The 3,718-nt window shown below is 57.3% G+C and carries 3 protein-coding genes; all 3 read left to right on the top strand.

Annotation, left to right across the window (positions count from 1 at the left end):
- The first annotated feature begins 249 nt into the window (after positions 1–249).
- The 3 genes from KQI10_RS06495 to KQI10_RS06505 are packed head-to-tail and all read left to right on the top strand — an operon-like array spanning position 250 to position 3,569.
- Complete coding sequence (locus KQI10_RS06495; RefSeq protein ID WP_216566599.1) at positions 250–1,056, top strand: glycosyltransferase family 2 protein; 807 nt, start codon at positions 250–252, stop codon at positions 1,054–1,056.
- Positions 1,057–1,077: 21 nt separating this feature from the next.
- A complete protein-coding gene (locus KQI10_RS06500) occupies positions 1,078–3,027 on the top strand; it encodes a nucleoside-diphosphate sugar epimerase/dehydratase (protein ID WP_216566600.1) in 1,950 nt (649 codons plus the stop codon).
- A 14-nt stretch (positions 3,028–3,041) separates the two neighbouring features.
- Positions 3,042–3,569, top strand: a complete 528-nt coding sequence (locus KQI10_RS06505) for an isochorismatase family cysteine hydrolase (protein ID WP_216566601.1) — start codon at positions 3,042–3,044, stop codon at positions 3,567–3,569.
- Positions 3,570–3,718: the final 149 nt, after the last annotated feature.

Genomic DNA, 3,718 nt, shown 5'->3' on the forward strand with positions numbered 1-3,718 from the left:
CACCTTCCCCTCCCAGGGGAAGGCTTGGGATTTCCGCTTTCAGGGTATACGTTCAACTCTTGATTCGCATTGACAATTATTGTGTCCCTACGGGACAAATTTGAAATCATTATTTTGATCGGTTTCCGCAGGAAACCCCTGAATTGTCAACTGTCAATTGTCAATTGTCCATTGGAACACAAACCCCCGGTTTGTGTTCCCTGCGCATAACCGGGCCGAACCCCGGAAAACTACAAAGGAGGGCAGTCCATGACGACGGTTCTGGCACTGTTTACCTGTTTCAACCGAAAAGAAAAATCCATTCATGCCATAGAAAGCCTGCTTTCCGGCAATCCCGGTATCGATTTTACCTTTCTGGTAGTGGATGACGGCAGCACCGACGGCACGGCTGAGGCGCTGCGGGCACGGAATTTCCCCGTCCGCATTCTCTGGGGAGACGGCAGTCTCTTTTATTCCCGGGGCATGGGTATGGGCATGGATACGCTCTTACGGGAAGATACCGATTACGATTATCTTCTCATGATGAACGACGATGTGGACTTCTACCCCGGCTGTATCGAGACCATGGCCCTCCAGAGTGGGGGGAAGGACGTGATCGTGGGGGCAACGGAGGACACAGAGGGAAAGCTCAGCTACAGCGGCATCCAATATGAAAGGGGCATCCGCTACCGCTTTATGGATCCCGGTGAAACAGAACCGGCGGACACCATGAACGCCAACTGCGTTCTGATTCCCTACGCCCTGTTCCGAAGGACCGGCTCCATGGACCGGCACTATCACCACTCTCTGGGGGACTTTGACTATGGCTTCGCGCTCCGCGAGGCGGGAGGGACGCTCCGTGTATCCCAAGGCTATGTGGGCCTGTGCTGCGACAATCCCCAGAACGGAACCTGGCACGACAGAAGCCTGTCCCTGAAGCAGCGTCTGAAAAAGAAGGAGAGCGTCAAGGGTGACCCGATTGGCCCCTGGTTTTATTATCTCAAGAAACATTTTGGGCTTTTCACAGCCATAAAAAGCAGCCTGACGCCCTATATCAGGATTTTTCTGGGACTGTAAAGACGGAAGAGAGAGGGAAATATGCGAAAGAAACCAAAGACGACCGTCAGCACTCACGCGCTGGTGCTGATGTTTTATGACCTTGTGATGCTGGCGCTGGTGTCCGTTCTGCTGCTGGTATTCTACCCCAGCAGCTACTATCCCATTACCAGGGTGGAAGCGCTGCTGCATTATCTTCTGGCGGCGGCCTGCATGCTGGGCGCCCGGGCACTGGGTAACTCCTACAACAACGTCTGGCGTTACGGCGGGAATAATCTGTACGTAAACCTGATTTGCTACGATGTTCTGGGCGGCGGCGTGTATTTCATCTTACAGCGGCTGCTTCCCCTGCGGGATGTGGAATTTCTGCGTGCCGTGACCCTGTTCGCGCTGAATCTGCTGGGGGATATCCTCATGCGGCAGATTTACCAGTATCTGTACGATGCCAACAGCCGGGGCTCCAGGGCCGCTGACTTCCTGCGTACCGTGACCCGGAAGCTCACCGGCATCCGGGTGGAGCCTATGGACAAGACCCAGGGCCGGCGGATCAACATCGCCATTATCGGTGCCGGCCGGGTGGGCGCGGGTCTGGCGACGGACCTGTCCAGCAATCCCCGGGCAGCCTACACCGCCAAGTTCTTTGTGGATATCGATCGGAACAAGATCGGCCGGTCCATCAACGGCATCCCCGTACTGTCCGACGATGAGGCGGACGACCGGGCCTTCCGGGACTACAATATTCAGGAGATCGTCTTTGCCATCCCCGGCGCCACCGCCGAGCGGAAAAAGGAACTCTACACCCGCTACAAGGCCACGGGCTGCAAGCTGAAGACCTATGATTATCCCACCACCCAGGCGGTGAACGGCAAGCGGAGCCTGCGTGACTTTGACGCGGAGGAGCTGCTGTTCCGGCAGACTTCCGAAATCCTTACAGATGACACCAAGGCCTATTACCGGGGAAAAACCGTCCTCATTTCCGGCGGCGGCGGCTCCATCGGCAGTGAGCTGGCCCGGCAGATCGCCAAGATCGGCCCCCGGCAGCTGGTGATTCTGGACGTCTATGAAAACGGCGCCTATGACATCCAGCAGGAGCTGAAAATCAAATTCCCCCATCTGAAGCTGGCGGTGGAGATTGTGACCATTACGGATAAGGGCCAGCTGGAGCGGGTATTCGCGGAATATAAGCCGGACGTGGTCATCCATGCCGCGGCGCACAAGCATGTGCCCCTTATGGAAACCAATTGCTGCGAGGCGGTGAAGAACAACGTCTTCGGAACCCGGAATTTGCTGGATGTGGCGGAGGCCTCCGGCTGCGGCAAGTTCATCATGGTCAGCACGGACAAGGCGGTGAACCCCACCAACGTCATGGGCGCGACCAAGCGCATGTGCGAAATGGAGGTGCTGAACCACCGGGGCAGTATGAACTGCTCTGCCACCCGGTTCGGCAATGTTCTGGGCAGCAATGGCAGCGTGATCCCCCTGTTCAAGCGGCAGATTCTCTACGGCGGGCCTGTGACGCTGACGGACCGGCGGATTATCCGCTACTTCATGACCATCCCCGAGGCGGCCCAGCTGGTGCTGACCTCCGGCGCCTTCGCCAAGAACGGCGAGCTGTTTGTGCTGGATATGGGCAAACCTGTGCATATTCTGGAGTTGGCGGAAAATATGATCCGGCTCAGCGGTTTCGAGCCCTATAAGGACATCGACATCGTGGAAACCGGCCTGCGGCCCGGCGAAAAGCTCTATGAGGAGCTGCTGGTAAAGACCGAGGACCTGGACAAGACGGAGAACGACCAGATTTTCATTGAACGGGACAAAAAGCTGGCCCCGGAGGAGATCGCTGAAAAGCTGCGCATTTTGGACGAGGCGGTGAAGACCGAGGACGACGCGGTCTGCCGCAAGGCTTTGAAAACTGCCGTGGATACCTTCCGGGATCCGGAGGAGGTCAATTGCCGGGCGGAGGAATCCCGGGAAATGCAGGCAGTCCGATAACAGGAGGGAAAACCGTGAAATATCTGATCGTTGTGGATATGCAGAAGGATTTTATTGACGGCGCGCTGGGCTCTCCCATGGCTCAGGCCATCGTGCCGAAGGTCGTGGAAAAGGCGGCCCATTTTGACGGTAAGGTGCTCTTCACCCGGGACACCCACGGCCCCAACTATCTGAATACCCAGGAGGGCCGGAATCTGCCTGTGAAGCACTGCGTCCAGGGGACCCCCGGCTGGCAGATCTGTGAGGAGCTGCAGCCCTTCGCCGCCAACGTGGTGGATAAGCTGAGCTTCGGCAGCATCTCCCTGCCCCGGCTCCTGGCCCAGGAGGGCACCCCGGAGTCCATCGAGCTGTGCGGCCTGTGCACGGATATCTGCGTGATCTCCAACGCCGTGATCCTGAAATCCGCTTTCCCTGAGACCCCCGTGACCGTAGACGCCGCCTGCTGCGCCGGCGTCACGCAGGAGAGCCACAACACCGCCCTGAACGCCATGAAGGCGGTGCAGATCAGGGTGGTGAATGAGAGCGGAAGGGAAACAAATTGACATTGGGTGGCCCTGCAGGCTGGATCAATGTGATTCCACATTGATCCATAAGACGAAGTGTGCGCAAAATGCGGACAGTTGTCCTTGTACAACCTGCCTAAAAAAGAATGTCAGTTTTTGTCAAAAAGTGCTTGACAAATGGGGCGCGG

Origin of the sequence: Pseudoflavonifractor sp. MSJ-30, assembly GCF_018918045.1 — a bacterium.
Classification (GTDB): domain Bacteria; phylum Bacillota; class Clostridia; order Oscillospirales; family Oscillospiraceae; genus Faecousia.